The sequence below is a fragment of the Citrobacter sp. Igbk 17 genome (assembly GCF_028069775.1).
Classification (GTDB): Bacteria; Pseudomonadota; Gammaproteobacteria; order Enterobacterales; family Enterobacteriaceae; genus Citrobacter.
This window is the reverse complement of record NZ_JANEWI010000018.1, coordinates 1-20,660: the sequence shown is the minus strand read 5'-3', so window position 1 is coordinate 20,660 and position 20,660 is coordinate 1. Positions and strand designations below refer to the sequence as shown.

Genomic DNA, 20,660 nt, shown 5'->3' with positions numbered 1-20,660 from the left:
AGTTTTCGCAATGATGCATAAAAAGGATAGCAAAACAGTTTCATTTTGGATGTACTAAAAATGGTAACGACCGCACAATTTTTTCTCTGCGCTCAGCACAAAAAAATGCTGAACGCAGAAAGAGTTAAGCCAGACGGGATGTTCAGGCAGTTTTACGCGCCAGCATGGTGGCAAAGCGCAGTTTAATGCGGTTGCCATTTTCATCTGTACGATGAAGTTCACCCACGTCTTCATTGTATTTCAGCAGATCCCATCCACTGTAATAGTGACGTAATTCACCTGCTTTAAATGCAAACGGGAAACCGACGGTGCACGGGAAATCATCGGTATCCATTGCCGCTACGATTAAATTATATCCACCCGGTTTCGTGCAACGTTGCATATTTTCGATAAGCCCTGGGATCGTTTTCGCTTCCAGGAACATCAGCACCACGGTAGACAGAATAAAGTCATATTCGCCATCAAAGCTGAGTGCATTCAGATCTGCGACGTTCGTCTGCAAATTGGTCAACCCTTCAGCCGCTTTGATGCGCTCAAGATTAGCGATGCTCATGGGATTTTTATCCCACGCAGTGACGTCATAGCCGTTTGCCGCCAGATACAGACTGTTACGGCCATTGCCACAGCCCAGATCCAGTGTTTTACCTGGCGGGACAATGTTGGCCGCTTCAACAACCTCGGAATGGGTCCGGGTGAGATCGTATTTTTCAGTAAAGTAGTTTTCGTCGCAAAGGGTCATTATTTATCCTCAGATTTCAGTAATGCAGCACGCTCCGTGCGGATGAGCAGTTTCCCCTGCATCAGCAATGCAAACGTACGTACCAGTAATAACGCAATGATAAAATTGGTAAAAATAAACAGTGGAATCGACAGCGTATGGAAAAATCCCGATTCACTGGCATGTCCCAAATGTAGCCCTGTGGTTGCCAGCGCCGACACGCCGAACGAGAAGCTCCAGAAAGACGCATTAAACGGCTGGGACAGATACCACGGCATCAGCCGAAGCATAAACAGCAGCTGCAGCAGGCCATAGCCGAACAGCATTTTCGCCAGCGTATCGCCCTCTCCGCCGTTGACGCTAAGCCATGCGCTACAGGCCACTAACGCGGGTGCCAGTTGAATACCCAGCGACGTACGTAATACCGCGGGCAACTCACCAGAACTGCGTAAACGCTGCAGGATCACCGGTTCAAGGCTAAGCCAGGAGAAAACCCCTGCCCCTAAAAATACCAGTCCGGCATCGTTATAGCCGAGCGCACCGCAGGCCATCGCGCTGATAAAGTTATTGGCGACGGTTGGCAGATACAACCCCGGCGTGGTTGCCTCCTCGGGATGCGAACCTCGCCACAGGCCTGCCGTTTGCCAGGCCGCGTACGATAGCTGTATCACCACGCCAATGCTAAATAACCCGACGGCTAACGGGCGGTACCAGGGAACAAAACCAATCGCGACCAGCATGGTTGTTGCCGGAAAAAGGCTGACAAAACTGCTCATCACCGGATGGCGAATTTCTGCCAGCACACTCTGGGGAAAACGGACTAAACGGGTCAGAAAAGCCAACGTTAACAGACCCCAAATAACCATCGCCAGGATGACTAACCCATCGCCAATCCAGTGGCTCACCGACCATACCTGACTGGCATATCGCCAGGCGAATCCCATGCCTATGGTGCCCAGTACCATGCCAAAATAACCGGCCGGAAGATTAAGGACCCGATCACTATGCTTGTTATTACTCATTTTGTTTATTTTTTAAAGTATATTTGAAATGCATTTTATGGAAATTATGGCGATTTAGCCAGTACGGAAAACTTTGCTACGTTTAACTAAGGTGCGCAACACGGAAATGAGCTATGACCAAATACCGTCTGAGCGACGAGCCTCGCTCCTTCAGTTATCAGGATAATGGCAACAAAAGAAGCGTATTACTACGCCAGATAATTGCACTGATTGATTTTAATGATGTTCCGGCTGGCACGCCTGGAGGCTGGATTGATGATGAAGCCGTACTGGCGCAGTGCGGTAATTGCTGGATTTACGATGAGAATGCGATGGCATTTGCGGGGGCAACCATTTCAGGAAATGCCCGTATTACGCAGGCCAGCGTGGTCAGAGAAGGCGCACAGATTGGCGGTGCCGTATGGATAGATCGGGCTGAAATTAGCCATGGCGCACAAATACGTGACAACGTCACCATTCAGGACTCTGTTGTACGTGGCGAGTGTATTCTGTCGGGTGATGCACGTGTTCTGGGAGGCTCCGAAGTCATCGCCGCCAAAGGGTTAACCCGTGAAAGTGACCAACCCCTACAAATATATGATCGCGCAACCGTAAACCACTCACGCATTGTGCATCAGGTGCAGATCTATGGCGATGCGACCATTGACTACGCCTTTATTGAACACCGCGCCGAAGTTTTTGATTGTGCTCGCATCGAGGGTAATGAGGAAAATAACGTTTGGATCTGCGATTGTGCGAAGGTATACGGTAACGCCCGCATCATCGCTGGCACCGATGAGGATGCGATACCGACCCTGCGCTATAGCTCACAAGTGGCTGAGCATGCCGTGGTTGAAGGTAACTGTATCCTGAAACACCATGTGCTGGTCGGGGGGCATGCAAAATTACGCGGCGGGCCACTCTTGCTGGATGGTCACATCCTGATTGAAGGTCACGCCTGTATTCTGGGGGAAGTGCTGATCGAGCATCATATTGAGATAACCGGTCAGGCCCACGTTGAAGCCTTTGATGGCGATGCAATCCATCTGCGCGGGCCAAAAGTTATCAACGGCGAACAGCGTATTACGCGCACCCCCCTCGCCGGTTTATTCTGAAACGCTATCAATGATACGGGCATAGAGATTCACATCGTGATAGCCATCATTGAGAAACTCCGCCTGCTTTAAACATCCTTCCAGCTGAAAACCGTTGCGCAGCGCCACCTGGTTGCTTTCCAGGTTATCCACGCGGCATTTAATAATGAACCGACGGATCTCGCCACGCTGGGCATAATGATGAATCAATGCCTGTAGCGACCGGGACATCATGCCCTGTCCCTGATGACCTTCATCCAACCAGTAGCCGATATAAGCCGCTTTGTTCAACGGTTCTATTTGGTTAAACGAGATAACACCAACCACTTCACCTTGTTTGAAGATAAGGAACATTTTGGCGTAGCCACGCTGGTGCAACATCATATTCCCCTGCACATTCTTACGCGTATCGTCCTCAGATTCGACAAACTGCGGCCAGTTCAGCGACCGCTGGAGCCAAACTTTATTTTTGAGCACCAACTGATGCAAAGGCGTGACGTGTTGTTCTTCCACTGCCCGCAGTTCCAGCGTGTCACTGACGGTAATAACTTCTGACATGTTTATCTCCTTTGCGATTGTAAACGGGGGATTTCTGACTGGCAGTAGCCGATATTAATCTGTTTATCGCCAGGGATGTCATATTTTTATGCTGTAACAGCAATCACTTAGAAACAATCTCTGGCGCGGAAGTCGTTACTCTGGATGTCCGGTTATCCCATGCATGGATAGGCCGTAATGATGACAACAACACTTTCATTCTATTGCTAAGGAGCAAGCATGGCAGCACCTTTGGGTCGTTTAGCACTTATTCCGCTTTTACTGATTACCGCCTGTCACCAACCCGTCCCCACCACGCAAGCGGGTCCTGTCCCCTTTGCCGTAAACAAACAGCAGGTTGTGGATAATACCACGCTGGAAATTTCCCGTAGCGCGCTGGAATATAACATTCATAAAGTTCAGCAACTGTTGGGAGACAAAACCCGGATGTGCGCCATTCTTAAAGGCGATGCGTATGGACACGATCTCTCACTGGTTACGCCGGTGATGATGCAAAACGGTGTGCAGTGTATTGGCATCGCCAGCAACGAGGAAATTAGCACCGTTCGTCAGTCAGGTTATACATCGCAGCTAATGCGCGTTCGCAACGCGACGGAAAAAGAGATGCGCCAGGCGGCGGATTTTGATACCGAAGAGCTGATTGGTAATCTGGATATGGCTAAACGACTGAGTGCAATTGCCCTGGAGAAAGGGAAAACGATTCGTATCCATCTCGCTCTGAACTCTGGCGGTATGTCACGAAACGGTCTGGAAGTCAGCACCGCGTCAGGTCTGGAAGAGGCCCGCGCTATTTCCGCGTTACCCGGTCTGAAAATTGTTGGCATCATGTCGCATTTCCCGGAAGAAGATGCGGCGGTGGTGAAACGCGATCTGGCCCGTTTCAATACGCAATCGGCCCAGGTACTCAATATTACCGGGCTTAAGCGCGAAGATGTCACCCTGCATGTCGCGAATACGTTCGCCACCCTGACCGTTCCTGAATCCTGGCTCGACATGGTGCGTGTTGGCGGTATTTTTTATGGCGATACCATTGCCAGCACCGAATACAAACGCGTCATGACGTTTAAATCCGCAATCGCGTCGGTAAACCATTACCCCAAAGGAAATACCGTCGGGTATGACAGAACCTATACCCTTAAACGTAATTCCGTTCTTGCCAATATTCCGACGGGTTATGCTGATGGATATCGTCGTGTGTTCAGTAACGTGGGGCACGTACTGATCCACGGCCAGCGGGTTCCTGTGCTGGGTAAAACATCCATGAATACCGTGATTGTTGATGTGACCGATCTACCGCAGGTTGCATCCGGCGATGAAGTGGTGTTATTCGGAAAACAGGGAAATGCGCAGGTGAGCGCAGAAGAAGTCGAAGAAATTAGCGGCGCGCTGTTCACTGAAATGTCGATCCTCTGGGGGGCGACAAACAAACGCGTGATGGTCGATTAACGCCTGAAACAGGAAGGGCTTCCTTTTCTCGCTGGAAGCCCTTGTACACAGTGAGCACAGTACTATTTAGCTCTCACTGACACTCTCTCTTTGCAAAATTTTGAGCAAATCTTCCTTCAGGTGGAGTTTCTGTTTCTTAAGACGAACAATGTCCAAACTGTATCCCCGACCATCCGAACCTTCCAGTCTGGAAATCTCATGATCAAGGCTGTTGTGTTTTTCGAATAAGGACAGAAAACGAGGATTCTCGGATTTCAGTCGGGAAATAAGGTCTCTGTATTCTGGAAACATACTTTCTCCCTGTTAGTGGTAAAGAATGTGTATAAGAAATACACATGATCAGCTTACCCGGTTAGGTCAGGGAAAAATGCGAACAGGATCGAGTAAATAGTGTACAGATTGTTACGGTAGAGGTTTCAGCAATGGCTCCCCGGAAGGAGAGCCATCAGAAGAGCAATTAACGCATTTCACGGTCGTCAACGTACTGACGTTTATCCGGTGCAGGCGGGAAGTACTGATACAGCCAGGTTTCACTGATAGCATCGCCCTGGCAGCGCAGGAACATGCGCATATCGACCGGGTCGGTTGAATCAGACGTTGGATACCAGTCAAACTGGATTCGGTAGCCGTCGATAGGCTCCACGTAGAGAATTTCAATCTGCTTCGCTTCGCCGCTGGAGAGCGTAATGACCGGTTCAATTCCCTTCGGCGCTGCCGCTTTCAGGTCCCCCCCCACGAAATCAACGGCAAAACGACGTGCCCATTTTTCTGGATAATGTTCGCCCGGAGCCCATCCTTCCGGGAAGCCACCCATACCGGTGCGGGTTGCCATCACACGGGCCAGCGGCGAACGTACCGGTGGTTGTGCGCTCCAGTACAGGCGATATTTGAATTCCAGATCGTCACCGGCTTTGATTGCTTTATCCGGCTGCCAGAAGCAGACGACGTTATCCAACGTTTCACCGGTAGTCGGGATCTCCATTAAACCAATGGTCCCCTTACCCCACTGGTTTCGTGGTTCAACCCACAGGCTTGGCCGCTTGTTGTACCAACCCATGATGTCCTGGTAATGAGAGAAGTCACGATCGAGCTGCAGTAAGCCGAACCCTCGCGGGTTGTTATCGGTGTAGGCATTGAACTGCAGTTTTTGCGGGTTATTCAGCGGACGGCAGATCCACTCACCATTGCCTCGCCACATAGCCAGACGGTCGGAGTCATGAATTTGCGGGTGAATGGTGTCACACATCCGGCGTTCATTGTTACCACAGCTGAACATGCTGGTCATCGGCGCAATGCCGAGTTGCTTGATGTCTTTACGCGCATAGACATGATTCTGCACATCCATGATCACCTGCGTTTTCTCACAGTGGATCACAAACTTAAACGCGCCGGTCACGCTTGGGCTATCGAGCAGTGCATAAACAGTAAATGAAGTGGCGCCTGGTTTAACCGTTTCGAACCAGAATGCGGTGAAGTCAGGAAACTCTTCTTTGCTGTCGGTATACGTATCAACCGCCAGACCGCGCGCCGACAAACCGTACTGATAGGTGTCATCTACGGCGCGAAAATAGCTGGCTCCCAGGAAGGACACTACATCACGACGAGCCAGTTCAGGCGCTTTGAACACGCGGAAACCGGCAAAACCGAGGTCAGTTTGCCCTTCCAGTTGTTTGGTATCCACACCGGCATCGTTGTACTTGAAAAGCTCCGGACGGAAATGGATCTCACGCGCCATATGCGTACTGTCATCAACCGAGAACATGCGTACGCGGCGACGGAAGCCCATTCCCACATGGAAGAACTGCGCGTCAAGCTGACGATTTTCAACGTTGTTCCACAGTGACTGTTCTGCGTCGTACTGAATACTGTTGTAAGCCTGCGGCGTCAGTTTCGCCAGCGTATCCGGCAATGCGCGCGGCGCACCGCCCCACGGCTTCTGTGCTAAATCATGGGCCATCGACTGCAGAACGGAAAAATCAAAACGTACGGTTTTTCCGTCTGCAATGTCAGACTCTGCCGCATAGGCGGCGCGGGAAAAGAGTGATGCAATACCACTGGTTCCGCACACGGCGGCCACTGCCATTGAACCTTTAATAAATCGTCTGCGATTCATGCCTGAAAGTGAGTCCTTCTGGTCGTGTAAATGGTCCCGCGCCGGTCAAAATCTGCGGCAAGAGAGTGCACATTTCTGACCGCTCACTCTAGACAAAATTCATTAATAATCCAATTGTTGGTCGCCGATTATCTGTACAAAATCGAAAATATTTTATGTCGATGAGAACAGACCGAATCCCGTGTAAATTCAGTTAAAGTAAACCACACCGCCGTTTACTGCGCTCTTCTGCCTCCTGATACAACGCAAACTCATCATATACCGCGCAGCCCAGCGCCTGTTCAAAGGCATCGCGGCTGGAATTACCGTGGCTGCGAGCCTGTGTTTCATTACCCAGATTAGACTGGAAAATCCCTGCAGCGCTCACCGGCAAGAAATCTTCGTAGGTGATAGGCTGAGCAACCAGCCAGCCCCGCTCAATGAGCGGTTGTGGATCGTCATCCGGGCGAATAGCCTGGCGATGCGCTTCGCCCGACGGCGTCAGGCGATAACGGAACCAGGCCAGTCCCTGTTGGCGCAGCAGAAACTCGCTGTCCGGGAACGCCTTAAACACGTCCTGAAGATGCAGTTGGTGCGTCAGGTTATCTTTCCCCGTCCCCGCTTTGCTCAACAGTTCGTCGTACAACGCCCGGCCCTTTGGCGTCAGCGCCACACCACGTTGCTCGATTTCACCAAAACGCGCTGTGTGTGTTCCACGCATTTCGCCGGCAAACAACACCGGCTCTTCCAGCGCCTTAAAGCTGGTCTGGCGCAGCAAGATGGGCACCTCGCGCCGTGGAGGGCCTTCAATGAGAATTTTCGGTGTAATACCGCACTCCGGCATCATCGACTGTACCCGATCGATATCCAGCGTACGAGGCGTCAGGTGGTTGATATGGCAACCGGGAAAACAGACCACATCGGCAATCAGTCGATGTTCGTTATGCAAGGCATGATACGTTTGCTCATCTACGGTGGCGTGTTGATGCCAACGGAACGTTTCCAGTGCTTCATGCACAAACTCCTGGGCTTGTGCGGGTGTGAAACTGCCCTGTGCATCAAACTCATCCAGCAATTCGTGACAACGACGCGTGAAAATATCACGCTTTGCGAGGATGTCCGCTGCCTGCTGGCGCAACACCACGTTCTCGATTAATTCGAGGCGTAATAGTGACGTAAATACCCGAAACGGGTTGCGCGAAAGCGAGGCATCGTCGATGGGGCGAAACGCCGTGGAATGGACGGGGACGCCCGCCTGGGAGAGATCATAATAGCTGACCGGATACATGCCCATAATGGCAAACATCCGCCGCAGTGTAGACAACTCTTGCGCCGTACCGACCCGGATAGCCCCATGGCGTTCAACATTGAGCCGTGCCAGTTCATCCGCATTGGCCAGTTTTTCATGCAGTGTCGGATTATTTTCCAGTACCGCCAGATTCACATCAGCGACAAGTTCCAGCAACGTGCCGTACTGCGGGACTTCCTGCTGGTACATTGCTGACATTGCCTGCGAAAATTGTTCCCGAATCTCATCTGCCGTGATGGTGTTCGCCATAATGTCATGCCTCCAGTGAATATTACCTGGAGTGTAGAAAACACCGCTGAGTCCGGTGGGAAGAATTTACAAACTGTGATCCCGCATAAATTCCCCCTCCCACCAGGACAGTAAACCGAAACTTACTGACGTGCTTTTAAATGGCTTTCCAGCCATGGCAGCATCTGTTTTTTACGACTGAGCATGCCTTCGACCTTGCAGGGTTGCGGTAACTCTGACAACTCAGAGCCAGCGAACCACAGACTGGTATCGCCAAGATTGATGTCCGTCAGCATCAGTACCACCAGAGCAGCTTGATTTTCCTCAGCATAACGGGTCATCTCCTCGCGGAGATCGTCCAGCACACCGTCAACCTGGCGCAGTGCATACAGCTCAAGTTGCGCCACGCAGACTTTATGCCCATGAATGGTGAACGTTTTAATGTCTTTATGCAGCAGTTCACGGGCACTCATGCCTTCGACGCTGGTTTTGGCCGACAGAAGATCACGGCTGAAAGCGTCCAGATCCACACCCGTTTTTTGGGCCAGAGCCCCCACCGCCTGGCTGTCATCCGGCGTGGTAGTAGGCGAATGAAGCGTGACAGTGTCACTTAAAATGGCCCCCAGTAGCAAAACAGCCTCCGCAGACGACACCTGGCTGCGCTCGTCATCCGTCATCAGTTGCCACAACAGCGTCGCACTGCTGCCAACAGGCTTAACCCAAACCTCCGGAGGAAGACGTGTCACTAATCCGCCGAGTCGATGATGGTCGATGATACCGACGACATTGCTCTCAGACAGCGATTCTGGTCCTTGTGTCGGTTCGGTGAAATCTACCACCCAAACATCCAGATCGGTCAGCGGAAACGTGAGTCGTTCGGGCATGTCCAATCCTGCATGCGCAAAGATAAATTGCGTTTCACGGTTAGGTTCCCCCGCACGCCATGCCGTCGCCTGCTGGCCTCGTAACGTAAGCCAGCGAGCTGTCATTGCCGCGGTGCAAATGGCATCGCTATCGGGGTTAAGGTGCCCTATTACATGGATCATTGGTCAGTGCCCTGTGATGATGAATGATGAAAAAGCGAACAATTGTCAGAGTATAACGACTGGCTACATTCCCTTCCATGATCACACCACGCGGTCACGCTGTACAAAACATAAGCAAAATAAATCAGTTGTAAGTAAAAGGCGTTAAATGTTAATAATATTTTGCTATCAAGTTATCAAAAACAAACAACTTCACTTGTCACCGATACGGCTCTGTTTTTAACATCGCTTATGGAAAAAAATGTTCTGTTCAATCAGCGCATTCGCTTGCGCCATCTTCATACTTTTGTCGCCGTTGCTCAACAGGGAACGTTGGGGCGCGCGGCCGAAACCCTTAACCTGAGTCAACCAGCCCTCTCCAAAACGCTGAACGAACTGGAGCAACTGACCGGAACCCGACTCTTTGAACGCGGTCGTCTTGGTGCACAGTTAACCTTGCCCGGCGAACAGTTTCTTACCCATGCGGTAAGAGTGCTTGATGCACTCAACACTGCCGGCCAGGCATTAAATCATCGTGAAGAGTCGCAGACTGATGTTGTTCGTATTGGTGCCTTGCCAACAGCTGCATTGGGTATTCTGCCTGCAGTAATTGGTCAGTATCACAAGCAGCAAATGGAAACAACGTTGCAGGTTGCCACCATGAGTAATCCCATGATTCTGGCTGGCTTAAAATCCGGGGAGATCGACCTCGGTATTGGCCGTATGGCCGATCCGGAATTGATGGTTGGTCTGAACTACGAACTGTTATTTCTCGAATCGCTCAAGCTGGTTGTGCGACCTAATCACCCGCTGTTGCAAGAGACCATCACACTGAGTCGGGTAATGGAATGGCCTGTCGTGGTGTCCCCCAAAGGGACCGCCCCACGACAGCACGCGGAAGCCTTGCTGCAAAGCCAGGGCTGTAAAATGCCCTCTGGATGTATCGAAACGCTGTCAGCATCGCTTTCCCGGCAACTGACGGTGGATTACGACTATGTTTGGTTTGTGCCTTCAGGCGCAGTGCGGGAAGATTTACGCCAGGCAACGCTGGTATCATTGCCGATTCCCACCCACGGGGCGGGTGAACCTATTGGCATTCTTACCCGTGTAGACGTTCAACTTTCCTCTGCTGCGCAGATCCTTATTGCCGCAATACGCAAAACCGTACCATTTTGATTATTTAGGCAGACCTGTCGTTACCGACAAGTCCTGCCTACGTAAAAGTGCAGTAAAACATTTGCGAAACACATCCAATACGCCGCACATTTTCTTACAAGTAAATTAAGCAATGCTTACTTTAGGTGGTGTTTTCAGCGAAAAATATCTGATGACATCCCCCAGCATAATCCGCAGTTCTGAAAATTTCCTTTTAAAATTCATAAAGAAATAGGAAATATTAATTTAATATATTGTACGGCATACATACGCTAATCTGTTACTAACTCTCCCCAAATAAATTCTCAAAAAAATAACCACCCTTCCTCATCTACTGTTCAACTATAAACCAGAGTCATATAATCCTTACTTCATTTAACCTGTTATTAAGGAAAATAACATGAAATCTTTTACTTATTTAAGTGTAGCAGCGGCTCTGGTCGCAGGTGTAACTTTTCAGGTACAGGCGGCTGGTTCTGACGCAGCAAACATCGATTTTGTGGGGAACATTACAGCATCAACCTGTGATGTTAGCATTGATGGCGTTTCCGCATCAAAAGAAGTTCAGCTTCGTGATGTCACTGTTCAAGTAATGCAAGCAGCCGTCACGAATTCAGTGATGAAAACCAACTTCCAGATTACCGTTAAAAACTGCGCAACGGCACCGACTGGCGGTAAAGTAAAAGGGCAATTCTCAACAACAGGCAATTTTAATAGCACAACCAACGCGTTGTTAAACACTGTTGCTGCGGGTGATAAAGATGCTGGCTTCCAGGTAGAAGACACCAATACGAATACTATCATCGATTTCAACTCTGCAACGCCGCAGTCTGAAGCCGATTATGATGCCGATAACGGGGCAGTATTTGACTATTCCGTTGGCTATATCTATTCAGGCTCCGGCACCCCACAAGTTGGACAAGTTAAAGCAAACACCACCTTTACAACAACCTACCCTTAATAATTTTTAAAAACTTAACAACCCTACTGCAGCCTTACCAATTTGGGGTTGCAGTCATTAACATTAGAAACGAATAATATGATTTCAAAAAAAGCATTCATGATGATTATGTTTTCATCAGCCATTTCATTCAGTTATTCGGCTACCGCCAGTCTGGTAATTAATGCAACTCGTGTTATTTATCTTTCTAATGCCAAAGAAGCATTAGTTAAAATGGTTAACCAGGGCCAGCAACCGCTATTAATACAGTCATGGTTAGATGATGGCCATGAAGATGGTGATCCACAAACCTTAGATATCCCTTTTATCGCTTCTCCGCCGGTAAGCCGCGTCGACCCCAAACAAGGACTAACCGTACGCTTAAACTGGGATGGCCAGCCTTTGCCCTCCGACCGTGAAAGTGTTTACTGGTTTAACGCGCTTGAAATCCCTGGAAAAAACAAAGATGCAGCCAAATCAAACCAACTGCAAATTGCGCTTAAAACGCGTATCAAAGTGTTTTACCGCCCGGCCACCCTCCCCGGTTCACCTGACGAGGCCATTCAACATCTGAAATGGAGTCTGGCAAACAAGGGCAAACAAATCTGGGCGACGGCGAAAAATGACTCCCCTTACTTTGTCTCGCTGGTCGGTGCGAAGATTATCTCTGGGGGTAAAAAATACAGCATTGAACCCGATATGGTCGCCCCCTTTTCCAGCGCAAGCTATGAAGTGAAATCACTCACTACCCCGCGTTTTGAATCCGTGTCATGGACTGCTGTCAATGATTACGGTGGTAACGTTGACGCAACAGGGAAATAGTAAAATTCGCGCAAGGATTGCCCTAATGTCGATGTCAAAACGCCGCATGGCTACCTCTGTATGGATATTGTTAGTTATTTGTCAGACAGGATTTGCTGACGATAACTACATTGAATTCAACGATGACTTTATCTTCAGCAACGCAGGTAAAAAATCGACAATCGACGTATCGCAATATGCGCGCGGCAACCCGGTGAAACCGGGTATTTATACAGTCTCTATATGGATTAACGGTGAGCAACAGCAGACTGCAAAGATCCAGTTTATTGATAGTCACACCCCGAACGCGTCTCCCTGTCTGACGCGTGAAGTGCTCGACGAAGCGAACGTCGATGTAAGCAAACTCCCCACGGAAAATGCAGACGAAGGTGAATCACAATGCTACATGCTGGCAGACTATTACCCCTCATCCAGCGTGAGTTACGATCCCAACTCGCAGATCCTGATGCTCACCATTCCACAGCTGTTTCTCGTCAGCCACCCGGCGGGTTATGTTAATCCTGCACGTTGGGATGCCGGTATACCTGCAGCAATACTGAACTGGAGTTTCAGCGGCTATCACAGTGAAAATGAGGGCAGTACCTCTGACAGTGGCTATCTGGGGCTTGGCTACGGTCTCAATCTGGGAGCATGGCGGTTACGCTCCAGCGGCGCGCTGAACTGGACAAAAGACGAGAGCGCAACCTGGGACAACTACGACCTCTATCTGGCACGCGATTTACCGTCCATCCGTGCGCAAATGGAACTGGGCCAGGTGACCTCTCGTAGCGAAGTGCTGGATAGTATCGGCATTAAAGGCGTACACCTTTATAACGACAAACGAATGGATCCCCATGATGGCCGATACGTCCCGGTCATCAACGGCATAGCTAACAGTAATGCTAAAATTACCGTACGACAGCAGTCGCGCATCATCTATGAAACCACCGTTCCCCCAGGTCCTTTTGCCCTGAAGGATTATTATTTAGCCATCAACGGCGCTGACCTCGACGTTACCGTAGAAGAGGCTGATGGCTCAAAACGCATGTTTACCGTGCCGTATGCTTCGGTCGCGCAATTAATGACTAAAGGTGAAGTCGACTGGGATTTTGCCGCCGGGACATTAGATGATGACGGCGACGATGATTCCCCGTGGGTGCTCACCACCAACGGTAATTATGGATTGAGCGATATTTTCACGCTATATGGCGGCATACAGTCAATGGAAGAAGACTACCTGGCTGGGATGCTGGGTCTTGCTATGAATACCCGTCTTGGCGCCATCGCAGTCGATGTTACCCATTCTCGTGCGTCACTTGACGATATTGGTGTCCTGCAAGGGCAGAGCTATCGTTTAAGTTACAGTAACGTTCTGGAGGCAACGCAAACCAATTTCAGCTTTAGCGCCTATCGTTACAGTACCAAAGACTATCTCTCACTTAATGACACCATCTCTTTGCAAAAGAGTATCGATAGCTATAGCGACGATCACGATACTAACCCTAACGATGCGTATCGCAGCAACTACAGCCATTCTAAAAATGAGTTTCAGGCTAACATCAATCAGCCCATTACCCTTAACGGCGAAGATTACGGCGCATTTTATCTCAGCGGTACCTGGACGAGTTATTGGGGTGACTCAGACAAAACGTCTCAATATTCGCTGGGCTACAGCAATACTTTCCGCTCCATCTCGTGGAATATCTCGCTGCAGCGCAGTTATAACGAATGGGGCGATGAAGATGACAGCCTGTACGTTGGGTTGAGTATTCCTTTTGGCAGTAATGCTCAGAACGATCAACCTGCCTTCTCCAGTCTGAACCTCAGCGCCAATACCGACTTTGGCGGCAACAACGGTTTCACCAGTACAGCCAGCGGCAACAGTAGCAATAATAGATGGAACTACAGCCTCAGTACCACCGCTAACCAGGCCAGCCAGGGAGAGGATACCTATTCCATAAGTGGGTATTCCACCTATAACGGCGCGCATGGGGCAACCAGCGTTTCCGCTACGGTCGATAAAAAACATAACCAGCAGTATTCCTTAAACAATAACGGCGGTGTGCTGTTACACAGCGGTGGATTGACGCTCTTACCGGGCAATGTCAACACACAAAGCGCCATCGCCCTTATTGAAGCGAAAGGCGCAGATGGCGCTACCACCAGCAATGGTTATGGCGAGATTGACAGCGCAGGATATGCCGTCGCTACCAGCCTGACCCCTTACGCTGAGAATACCGTCGGACTGGATCTCAGCACCATCAAGGCGGACGTTGAAGTGAAAAACACCTCGGCTGCCGTGGTTCCGCGTGATGGCGCCGTGGTGAAAGTCACCTTCGCCACCCAGCAAGGGCAATCGGTATTTGTCACTCTGAAGCGCAGCGATAACAGCTTTATTCCTCTGGGGGCCAATATTCTTAACGAACAGGGTGAATCCGTTGGCGCAATGGGTCAGGCAGGCCGCGCCTTTTTGCGCGGTATCGAACAACGAGGCAGTTTGAAGGTTATTTGGGGAAGCGATGCGGCAAGTTATTGCGATGTAACCTATCAAATCCCCGATGCACCCGCAATGATAGGTAAATCAATCCGTCTGGATACCTTAGTGTGTCAGATGCCAGAAGCTGGGAAATAGTTTATGCGCCGTGGAATGCTTATCTCTTTATTGTTATGTAGCTCATCGCTTTTCGCCGCGGATGTGGATGTGACGGTGAATTTCAAGGCCAACTTACTCGCCACAACCTGTACCATTAATATTGTGGTCGGAAGTAGTAAAGCAGTGAACCAGACCATCGACTTTGGCGTATTAACATGGGCCGAAATAGAAGCACAGGGTAGCAATATTCGGAAAGATTTTTCTCTGGAATACAGTGATTGCTATATCACGAAGTCCGGAACGAAAACCGCGCAGACGTTGAACTGGATGCAAACCTTACCAAAGGCCAGTTCTTCATGGAGTGGATATCCGACAGAAATGAAAGGTGGACGTGTGGGCGTTGCAGGCGTGCTGTATCGTACCAGTAATCTCAATACGCCGTTGCCGCTCGGCGTAAACAATACTGAAAAAATAATCTGGAGCAGCACAGAGCGCAGCAACGGCAAGTTGCCGTTATCCCTATTTCTACGCCCAACATCTTATCCTGGCACCCCTACGACTTCGGGGATGTACAGTGCGACATTAACATTCACCACGACCTATCAGTAGGAGCCACCGTGAAATATATACCCGGAGTCTTATTATTGATATCCACGCCGTTATGGGCAGCGGTCACGACCAACACCAATGTACTCACGATAAGCGCGGAGGTGGTTAGCGGTAGCTGTAATATCAGTGCATCCGATGTTGATTTAGGCGATCTGGAGGCAAGCGCTTTCGCCAGCGGTGGCGCGTGGGCGAATCTATCCGCCACTACGGTGGGCAATGTGGCTACAAAGTCCCTGAAGATAAGCGCACGCTGCGACTCCGGTTCCGTCGCCAAAACGCTAGTGCTGAGCTTTAAGCCGCAAAAAGCACAACTCAACGGCAACCAGATATTCCCTAATGAATATATCGGCCCTACGGGGCAGGTAACGGCGTCAACGGCGGCAGACAATGTCGGGGTGGTGGTTTTTAGCAGCGCAAATATTAATGTCCTCAATAGTGACAACACCTCGGCCGTCAACTTCACCAACTATATTGGTTCTACCACTACCGATACCGATTATACCTTTAAAGCTCGATATCAAAGAGTTAATGCCGCAAAACCAGTTACACCAGGCGGTGTATTAAGCCAGGTACAAATTAGCGTGAGTTATAAATAATAATGAACGACAGATTAGCTTATATGAATAAAATGATTGTTCGTAGCGTTTTGCCACTGTTTTTTTTAGCACAAGCAATTATCGCATTTCCTGCCTGGGCACTGGAATGTCCACTGGATAAAAATTACAACATAAGTATAAATGTAGGTGCCATTAATATAGATAATACCGTTTTTGCACCCAACAGTGACATTTATGTAAAACTGGCTGATATTAATACGGGGGTTAGCGCTAAGGTAACTTGTAGTTCAGGTAATGATGGTTCCGACTGGTGGGGTTGGGTATCTAGTAATGCTGGGACCCAGTCTGATTCCTGGACAACCCATGGAGCACCACTACAGGGCACAACTTATACCTATAACAGAGGGTTTTGGCCTACGACGATTCCCGGCATTTACTATACCGTCTATGTGCCAGGGGGGAGTGACGGCGTATATTTACCCTCTTCTACATCCGCGACTCGAATGATGGATGTAAATATGAACCTTAAAGAGTATATGCTCATGAACATATATGTTGAAATATGGCAGAGAGGTATAGTGACGGCTGTGGGTGATGCGACACCCACATCAGGTGGGTTGTCAGGAACGATTCGTGCTGGTGACTCTGGTAACCCTCTGCTTAATATCAACGTGAGTAGCAGCTCTTTCACTGTGAAATTCAAGACGCCAACCTGTAACTTATCGGTATCCCCCTCAACGATTGACTTTGGCGATGTGGGAAATGACAAACCGAGAAAAAGTTTCACGTTAAGTAATACCGGCTGTGTCAATACCTCAGGTGTGACTCTAAAGCTGAAGTCTACCAAAGCTATTTATGATAATTCCGGGCTATCAATTCTGGCCAATACCACTACCGGCAACTCTGCGGCGGGGGGGCGGGGTGTGGCGGTTTCTTACGAGGATGGTTCACCTCGGAAATATTTGTCGGCAAATGACGCCAGCTCTTCTGTCACCATCAATTTTGGCAGCATCGTGACGGCGAAAGATATCCCGATGGCGGGGCTACTCACCTGTACCTCAGCCAGCAATAATGGCACCTGTGATGACTACACCCCCGGTGCGTTCACCGCATCTGGCATCATTAGCGCAACCTATAAGTAAGCGGGGCACCCGGTAATTCAGAGTACCGAATTACCGGATTGCTGACCTATCAGAAAGTTTCCCAATTCTCCGTATTTATCGCACTTGACCGTGGTGATGAAGGTGCTGGATTAACAACGGCTGCAACGCGTTTTATCGCACTTGCGCCCTGCAGACGAAACGTGCCGACGGCTTCAGTTAAACGCGCAGCCTGTTCTTCCAGGGAGGCCGCTGCAGCCGAGGCTTCTTCGACCAGTGAGGCGTTCTGCTGCGTCACTTTATCCATCTCTGAAATCGCCTGGCTTACCTGCACGATACCCCGGCTCTGTTCATCAGAGGCCGCTGCAATTTCCAGCATAATATCGGTGACACGTTTTACCGCATCGACAATATCCGTCATGGTATTACCCGCAGCCACAACCTCACCGGACCCCTGGTCAATCAACCGCACTGACTCACTGATCAATCCTTCAATCTCTTTCGCTGCCTGGGCGCTGCGGCTTGCCAACGTGCGAACTTCGCTGGCGACGACGGCAAATCCACGCCCTTGCTCTCCTGCTCGCGCCGCTTCCACCGCCGCATTCAGCGCCAGAATATTGGTCTGAAAGGCAATGCTGTTGATGACAGCGGTAATTTCAGAGATTTTTTTCGAGCTGGTCGAGATATTCCCCATGGTTTTCACCACGCCAGAGACCATCTGCCCACCGCGACTGGCTTTGCCGGAGGCATCTTCCGCCAGTTTACTGGCATGGTGTGCGTTGTCCGCGTTTTGTTTCACCGTAGCAGTCAGTTCTTCCATACTGGCCGCCGTTTGTTCAATCGCCGCGGCCTGTTCTTCGGTACGTGATGACAGATCCGTATTACCCGCCGAGATTTCACTGGTGCCGCGATAGATTTCTTCCGCCCCCTGACGTACCGTGCCTACGGTTTTCTCCAGTGAATGTTGCATCGTCTGAAGATGGCGACTCAGACGACCAATCTCACTGCGCCCAGTTGGTTCATCCCGCATGGTCAGATCGCCCACAGAAATTTGCTCAATACGCTGGGCCGCGCGCAACAGTGGATGAATCACGGTACGACGCAAGACAACAAACGTCATCACGGTTAGCACCAGTGCCAGAATAAATGCACTCAGCATAAAGGCCATGCCGATTTGGGTACGATGGTGGGCCTGCTCGCTGAGCTGGTTGGCTCTTGCAGTACGAATTTCTATGGCCTTCAGCAGCACCTTGTTGTAAGCCGTATCCAGCGGCCTGGCGTGCTCATTTTCATGGTTGATAATCGCTTCAAACATGCCGTTTCTGGCATATTTCAGCATCGGCTGCAGACCGTCGATGTATGCTTTGAAACTGGCGCTCAGTTCAGCGTCTAAGGCTTCGTCCTCCGACGTTTTCACCACGCGAGACATATAGGCAGTGAAACCATCCTGAGATTGCTTAATGCGTTTTTCCGCTTCTGCAATATTGGCCTTCATATCGTCCATTTCGGCAATGCGACTCGCTGCGCCGGCGTGGATCATATTGATACGGGCTGTGCGTAGATGATTAGAACTGTTAGATAACCCCATCCTGACCTGAATCTCATCGGTCACATCGCGCTGATCGCGATCGGCCTGCATAAGAAAATAGCTTGCCAGCCCGGAACTCAAAGCAAACAGCAGAAGGATGCCACCGAGAATGGAGGAAAACAGCGGAACCAGTCTGATTTGATGCAGAAAGCCCAGTTTATTCTGGGCTTGCATCGATATTGTATTGTCCATGACCGTCGACTCTCTTGTAGGGTTTATGCGTGAAAACACGCCCATTAGATAGTCATCGGCAATTCATAAAGTTTGCTTACCGTGAAAAGCGCAAGATTCGTCACACTTTCACAACATCATTCAAAGAAATTCAGGAAAGTGCCAGCGGTAAATTCCGCTGGCCAATGAATCAGTTATCGCCAAAGTGGATAACGGTACGAATGGACTTACCCTGATGCATTAAATCAAACGCTTCGTTGATCTGCTCCAGCGGTAAGCGATGGGTAATAAACGGGTCCAACTGGATTTTCCCGCTCATCGCATCTTCAACCATTCCAGGCAGCTGCGTACGCCCTTTCACACCACCAAATGCCGACCCGCGCCACACGCGTCCGGTTACCAGTTGGAACGGACGGGTTTTTATTTCCTGTCCCGCACCGGCCACACCAATGATGATGCTTTCACCCCATCCTTTATGACAGCATTCCAGCGCCGCACGCATCACATTGACGTTACCAATGCATTCAAAGCTGAAGTCCACACCACCGTCGGTAAGCTCAACAATCACATCCTGAATCGGTTTATCGTAATCATTCGGGTTGATGAAGTCGGTCGCGCCCATTTCACCCGCCAGCTTGAATTTTTCCGGGTTAGTATCAACCGCCAGAATACGCCCAGCTTTCGCCTGTACTGCCCCCTGGATCACCGCCAGACCAATGCCGCCCAGGCCAAATATGGCCACAGTATCGCCTTCTTTCACTTTCGCCGTGTTATGTACTGCCCCGATCCCGGTGGTTACGCCACAGCCCAGCAGACACACTTTATCCAGCGGCGCTTGCGGGTTAACCTTCGCCAGCGAGATCTCTGCGCAAACGGTGTATTCACTGAAAGTACTGGTACCCATATAGTGATAGATAGGTTCGCCATTATATGAGAAACGCGTAGTGCCATCCGGCATCAGGCCTTTGCCCTGGGTAGCACGTACGGCCTGACACAAGTTAGTTTTGCCAGACTTACAGAACTTACACTCACCACATTCTGCCGTGTACAGCGGGATGACATGGTCACCCGGTTTCAGACTGGTGACGCCCTCACCCACTTCAACCACGATACCCCCGCCTTCATGGCCGAGTACCGCCGGAAACACACCTTCCGGATCGTCGCCAGAGAGCGTAAAAGCGTCAGTATGGCACACGCCTGTGTGGGTAATTTTAACCAGCACTTCACCTTTCTTTGGCGGTGCGACGTCGATCTCGACAATTTTTAACGGCTGACCGGGGCCGAATGCAACTGCTGCACGTGATTTCATTTGTCTCTTCCCATTATTGCGAGGTGATGGTGTTATTTTAGATAAGCGCGCAGAAGATGGCCGATTTCAGCCATGCGCACAGCACGCTGGTCTGGGGTTGTATCCCCGCTGACCAGTTCATCTTTCAGGTGGATCTCAACCATTTCGCCCATCAGGCCATTGGATGCACCGCGCACGGCGGCAATTTGTTGCAGGATTGCCAGACACGGCTCACCGGACTCCAGCGCGCGCTCAAGCGCATCAACCTGGCCGCGTATACGGCGTACACGGGTGAGAATGCGTTTCTTATCTTCAGGTGAATGTGGCATACGCCCTCCAGATACTATAGGGGGGTATACTATCAGAATTTTTACATAATTGTAAAAT

Annotated in this window: 19 protein-coding genes; 9 read left to right on the top strand and 10 right to left on the bottom strand. The window is 50.2% G+C overall.

Going from position 1 to position 20,660, the window contains the following annotated elements:
* Positions 1-142 precede the first annotated feature (142 nt).
* Positions 143-739 (bottom strand): tellurite resistance methyltransferase TehB, encoded by a 597-nt coding sequence (tehB, locus tag NNO08_RS12445; RefSeq protein ID WP_271456830.1) that lies wholly within the window; start codon positions 737-739, stop codon positions 143-145.
* Positions 739-1,740: a dicarboxylate transporter/tellurite-resistance protein TehA gene (gene tehA, locus NNO08_RS12440; protein ID WP_271454712.1), complete on the bottom strand. Its 1,002-nt coding sequence runs from the start codon at positions 1,738-1,740 to the stop codon at positions 739-741. The genes tehB and tehA overlap by 1 nt, the downstream gene beginning before the upstream one ends.
* A gap of 113 nt (positions 1,741-1,853) precedes the next feature.
* Here tehA and ydcK point away from each other — a divergent pair, with 113 nt between their 5' ends.
* Complete coding sequence (ydcK, locus tag NNO08_RS12435) at positions 1,854-2,834, top strand: YdcK family protein (protein WP_271456829.1); 981 nt, start codon at positions 1,854-1,856, stop codon at positions 2,832-2,834.
* Here the strand turns inward: ydcK and rimL are convergent.
* Positions 2,826-3,371, bottom strand: a complete 546-nt coding sequence (rimL, locus tag NNO08_RS12430) for a 50S ribosomal protein L7/L12-serine acetyltransferase (protein WP_271456828.1) — start codon at positions 3,369-3,371, stop codon at positions 2,826-2,828. The genes ydcK and rimL overlap by 9 nt on opposite strands.
* A 219-nt stretch (positions 3,372-3,590) precedes the next feature.
* On the opposite strand from rimL, the gene alr reads away from it, so the two are divergent.
* Entirely contained in the window at positions 3,591-4,817 is a 1,227-nt protein-coding gene (gene alr, locus NNO08_RS12425) for an alanine racemase (RefSeq protein ID WP_271456827.1), read from the top strand.
* 66 nt (positions 4,818-4,883) lie between these two features.
* Here the strand turns inward: alr and NNO08_RS12420 are convergent, their stop codons facing one another.
* The 4 genes from NNO08_RS12420 to NNO08_RS12405 form a co-directional block, all read right to left on the bottom strand.
* On the bottom strand, positions 4,884-5,108 hold the full coding sequence (locus tag NNO08_RS12420; protein ID WP_003020276.1) for a YdcH family protein: 225 nt from the start codon (positions 5,106-5,108) through the stop codon (positions 4,884-4,886).
* Positions 5,109-5,274: 166 nt separating this feature from the next.
* Positions 5,275-6,930 carry a glucan biosynthesis protein D gene (locus tag NNO08_RS12415; RefSeq protein WP_137381794.1) on the bottom strand — a complete coding sequence of 552 codons (1,656 nt, stop codon included), beginning with the start codon at positions 6,928-6,930 and terminating at the stop codon, positions 5,275-5,277.
* Positions 6,931-7,123: 193 nt separating this feature from the next.
* On the bottom strand, positions 7,124-8,467 hold the full coding sequence (hglS, locus tag NNO08_RS12410; protein WP_271456826.1) for a 2-oxoadipate dioxygenase/decarboxylase HglS: 1,344 nt from the start codon (positions 8,465-8,467) through the stop codon (positions 7,124-7,126).
* A gap of 122 nt (positions 8,468-8,589) precedes the next feature.
* Positions 8,590-9,492: a manganese-dependent inorganic pyrophosphatase gene (locus NNO08_RS12405; RefSeq protein ID WP_271456825.1), complete on the bottom strand. Its 903-nt coding sequence runs from the start codon at positions 9,490-9,492 to the stop codon at positions 8,590-8,592.
* Positions 9,493-9,723: 231 nt separating this feature from the next.
* Between NNO08_RS12405 and NNO08_RS12400 the strand changes: the two genes are divergently transcribed.
* The 7 genes from NNO08_RS12400 (at position 9,724) to NNO08_RS12370 (ending at position 17,268) form a co-directional block, all read left to right on the top strand.
* Complete coding sequence (locus NNO08_RS12400) at positions 9,724-10,647, top strand: LysR substrate-binding domain-containing protein (RefSeq protein WP_271456824.1); 924 nt, start codon at positions 9,724-9,726, stop codon at positions 10,645-10,647.
* A gap of 379 nt (positions 10,648-11,026) precedes the next feature.
* Entirely contained in the window at positions 11,027-11,587 is a 561-nt protein-coding gene (locus NNO08_RS12395; protein WP_271456823.1) for a fimbrial protein, read from the top strand.
* A gap of 99 nt (positions 11,588-11,686) precedes the next feature.
* Complete coding sequence (locus NNO08_RS12390; protein ID WP_271456822.1) at positions 11,687-12,388, top strand: fimbria/pilus periplasmic chaperone; 702 nt, start codon at positions 11,687-11,689, stop codon at positions 12,386-12,388.
* Positions 12,389-12,413: 25 nt separating this feature from the next.
* Positions 12,414-14,999 (top strand): outer membrane usher protein, encoded by a 2,586-nt coding sequence (locus NNO08_RS12385; RefSeq protein WP_271456821.1) that lies wholly within the window; start codon positions 12,414-12,416, stop codon positions 14,997-14,999.
* A gap of 3 nt (positions 15,000-15,002) precedes the next feature.
* Positions 15,003-15,569, top strand: a complete 567-nt coding sequence (locus NNO08_RS12380) for a fimbrial protein (RefSeq protein ID WP_271456820.1) — start codon at positions 15,003-15,005, stop codon at positions 15,567-15,569.
* 8 nt (positions 15,570-15,577) lie between these two features.
* Positions 15,578-16,165, top strand: a complete 588-nt coding sequence (locus NNO08_RS12375) for a fimbrial protein StaF (protein WP_271456819.1) — start codon at positions 15,578-15,580, stop codon at positions 16,163-16,165.
* A gap of 23 nt (positions 16,166-16,188) precedes the next feature.
* On the top strand, positions 16,189-17,268 hold the full coding sequence (locus NNO08_RS12370; RefSeq protein ID WP_271456818.1) for a pilus assembly protein FimA: 1,080 nt from the start codon (positions 16,189-16,191) through the stop codon (positions 17,266-17,268).
* A gap of 49 nt (positions 17,269-17,317) precedes the next feature.
* Here NNO08_RS12370 and NNO08_RS12365 read toward each other — a convergent pair whose 3' ends face one another.
* From NNO08_RS12365 to NNO08_RS12355, 3 genes are all read right to left on the bottom strand, one after another.
* Positions 17,318-19,006 (bottom strand): methyl-accepting chemotaxis protein, encoded by a 1,689-nt coding sequence (locus tag NNO08_RS12365; RefSeq protein ID WP_271456817.1) that lies wholly within the window; start codon positions 19,004-19,006, stop codon positions 17,318-17,320.
* A 169-nt stretch (positions 19,007-19,175) separates the two neighbouring features.
* Positions 19,176-20,294 (bottom strand): S-(hydroxymethyl)glutathione dehydrogenase/class III alcohol dehydrogenase, encoded by a 1,119-nt coding sequence (locus NNO08_RS12360; protein ID WP_271456816.1) that lies wholly within the window; start codon positions 20,292-20,294, stop codon positions 19,176-19,178.
* A gap of 32 nt (positions 20,295-20,326) precedes the next feature.
* Positions 20,327-20,602: a metal/formaldehyde-sensitive transcriptional repressor gene (locus tag NNO08_RS12355; protein WP_012132328.1), complete on the bottom strand. Its 276-nt coding sequence runs from the start codon at positions 20,600-20,602 to the stop codon at positions 20,327-20,329.
* Between the last annotated feature and the right edge of the window lie 58 nt (positions 20,603-20,660).

What these genes read in the sequence shown, in the direction of transcription:
- NNO08_RS12390 (WP_271456822.1), top strand. Translation starts at nt 11,687, where the DNA reads ATGATGATTATGTTTTCATCAGCCATTTCATTCAGTTATTCGGCTACC.
- NNO08_RS12360 (WP_271456816.1), bottom strand. Translation starts at nt 20,294, where the DNA reads ATGAAATCACGTGCAGCAGTTGCATTCGGCCCCGGTCAGCCGTTAAAA.
- ydcK (WP_271456829.1), top strand. Translation starts at nt 1,854, where the DNA reads ATGACCAAATACCGTCTGAGCGACGAGCCTCGCTCCTTCAGTTATCAG.
- tehA (WP_271454712.1), bottom strand. Translation starts at nt 1,740, where the DNA reads ATGAGTAATAACAAGCATAGTGATCGGGTCCTTAATCTTCCGGCCGGT.
- tehB (WP_271456830.1), bottom strand. Translation starts at nt 739, where the DNA reads ATGACCCTTTGCGACGAAAACTACTTTACTGAAAAATACGATCTCACC.
- rimL (WP_271456828.1), bottom strand. Translation starts at nt 3,371, where the DNA reads ATGTCAGAAGTTATTACCGTCAGTGACACGCTGGAACTGCGGGCAGTG.
- alr (WP_271456827.1), top strand. Translation starts at nt 3,591, where the DNA reads ATGGCAGCACCTTTGGGTCGTTTAGCACTTATTCCGCTTTTACTGATT.
- NNO08_RS12355 (WP_012132328.1), bottom strand. Translation starts at nt 20,602, where the DNA reads ATGCCACATTCACCTGAAGATAAGAAACGCATTCTCACCCGTGTACGC.
- NNO08_RS12365 (WP_271456817.1), bottom strand. Translation starts at nt 19,006, where the DNA reads ATGGACAATACAATATCGATGCAAGCCCAGAATAAACTGGGCTTTCTG.
- NNO08_RS12405 (WP_271456825.1), bottom strand. Translation starts at nt 9,492, where the DNA reads ATGATCCATGTAATAGGGCACCTTAACCCCGATAGCGATGCCATTTGC.
- NNO08_RS12420 (WP_003020276.1), bottom strand. Translation starts at nt 5,108, where the DNA reads ATGTTTCCAGAATACAGAGACCTTATTTCCCGACTGAAATCCGAGAAT.
- NNO08_RS12385 (WP_271456821.1), top strand. Translation starts at nt 12,414, where the DNA reads ATGTCGATGTCAAAACGCCGCATGGCTACCTCTGTATGGATATTGTTA.
- NNO08_RS12415 (WP_137381794.1), bottom strand. Translation starts at nt 6,930, where the DNA reads ATGAATCGCAGACGATTTATTAAAGGTTCAATGGCAGTGGCCGCCGTG.
- hglS (WP_271456826.1), bottom strand. Translation starts at nt 8,467, where the DNA reads ATGGCGAACACCATCACGGCAGATGAGATTCGGGAACAATTTTCGCAG.
- NNO08_RS12370 (WP_271456818.1), top strand. Translation starts at nt 16,189, where the DNA reads ATGAATAAAATGATTGTTCGTAGCGTTTTGCCACTGTTTTTTTTAGCA.
- NNO08_RS12395 (WP_271456823.1), top strand. Translation starts at nt 11,027, where the DNA reads ATGAAATCTTTTACTTATTTAAGTGTAGCAGCGGCTCTGGTCGCAGGT.
- NNO08_RS12400 (WP_271456824.1), top strand. Translation starts at nt 9,724, where the DNA reads ATGGAAAAAAATGTTCTGTTCAATCAGCGCATTCGCTTGCGCCATCTT.
- NNO08_RS12380 (WP_271456820.1), top strand. Translation starts at nt 15,003, where the DNA reads ATGCGCCGTGGAATGCTTATCTCTTTATTGTTATGTAGCTCATCGCTT.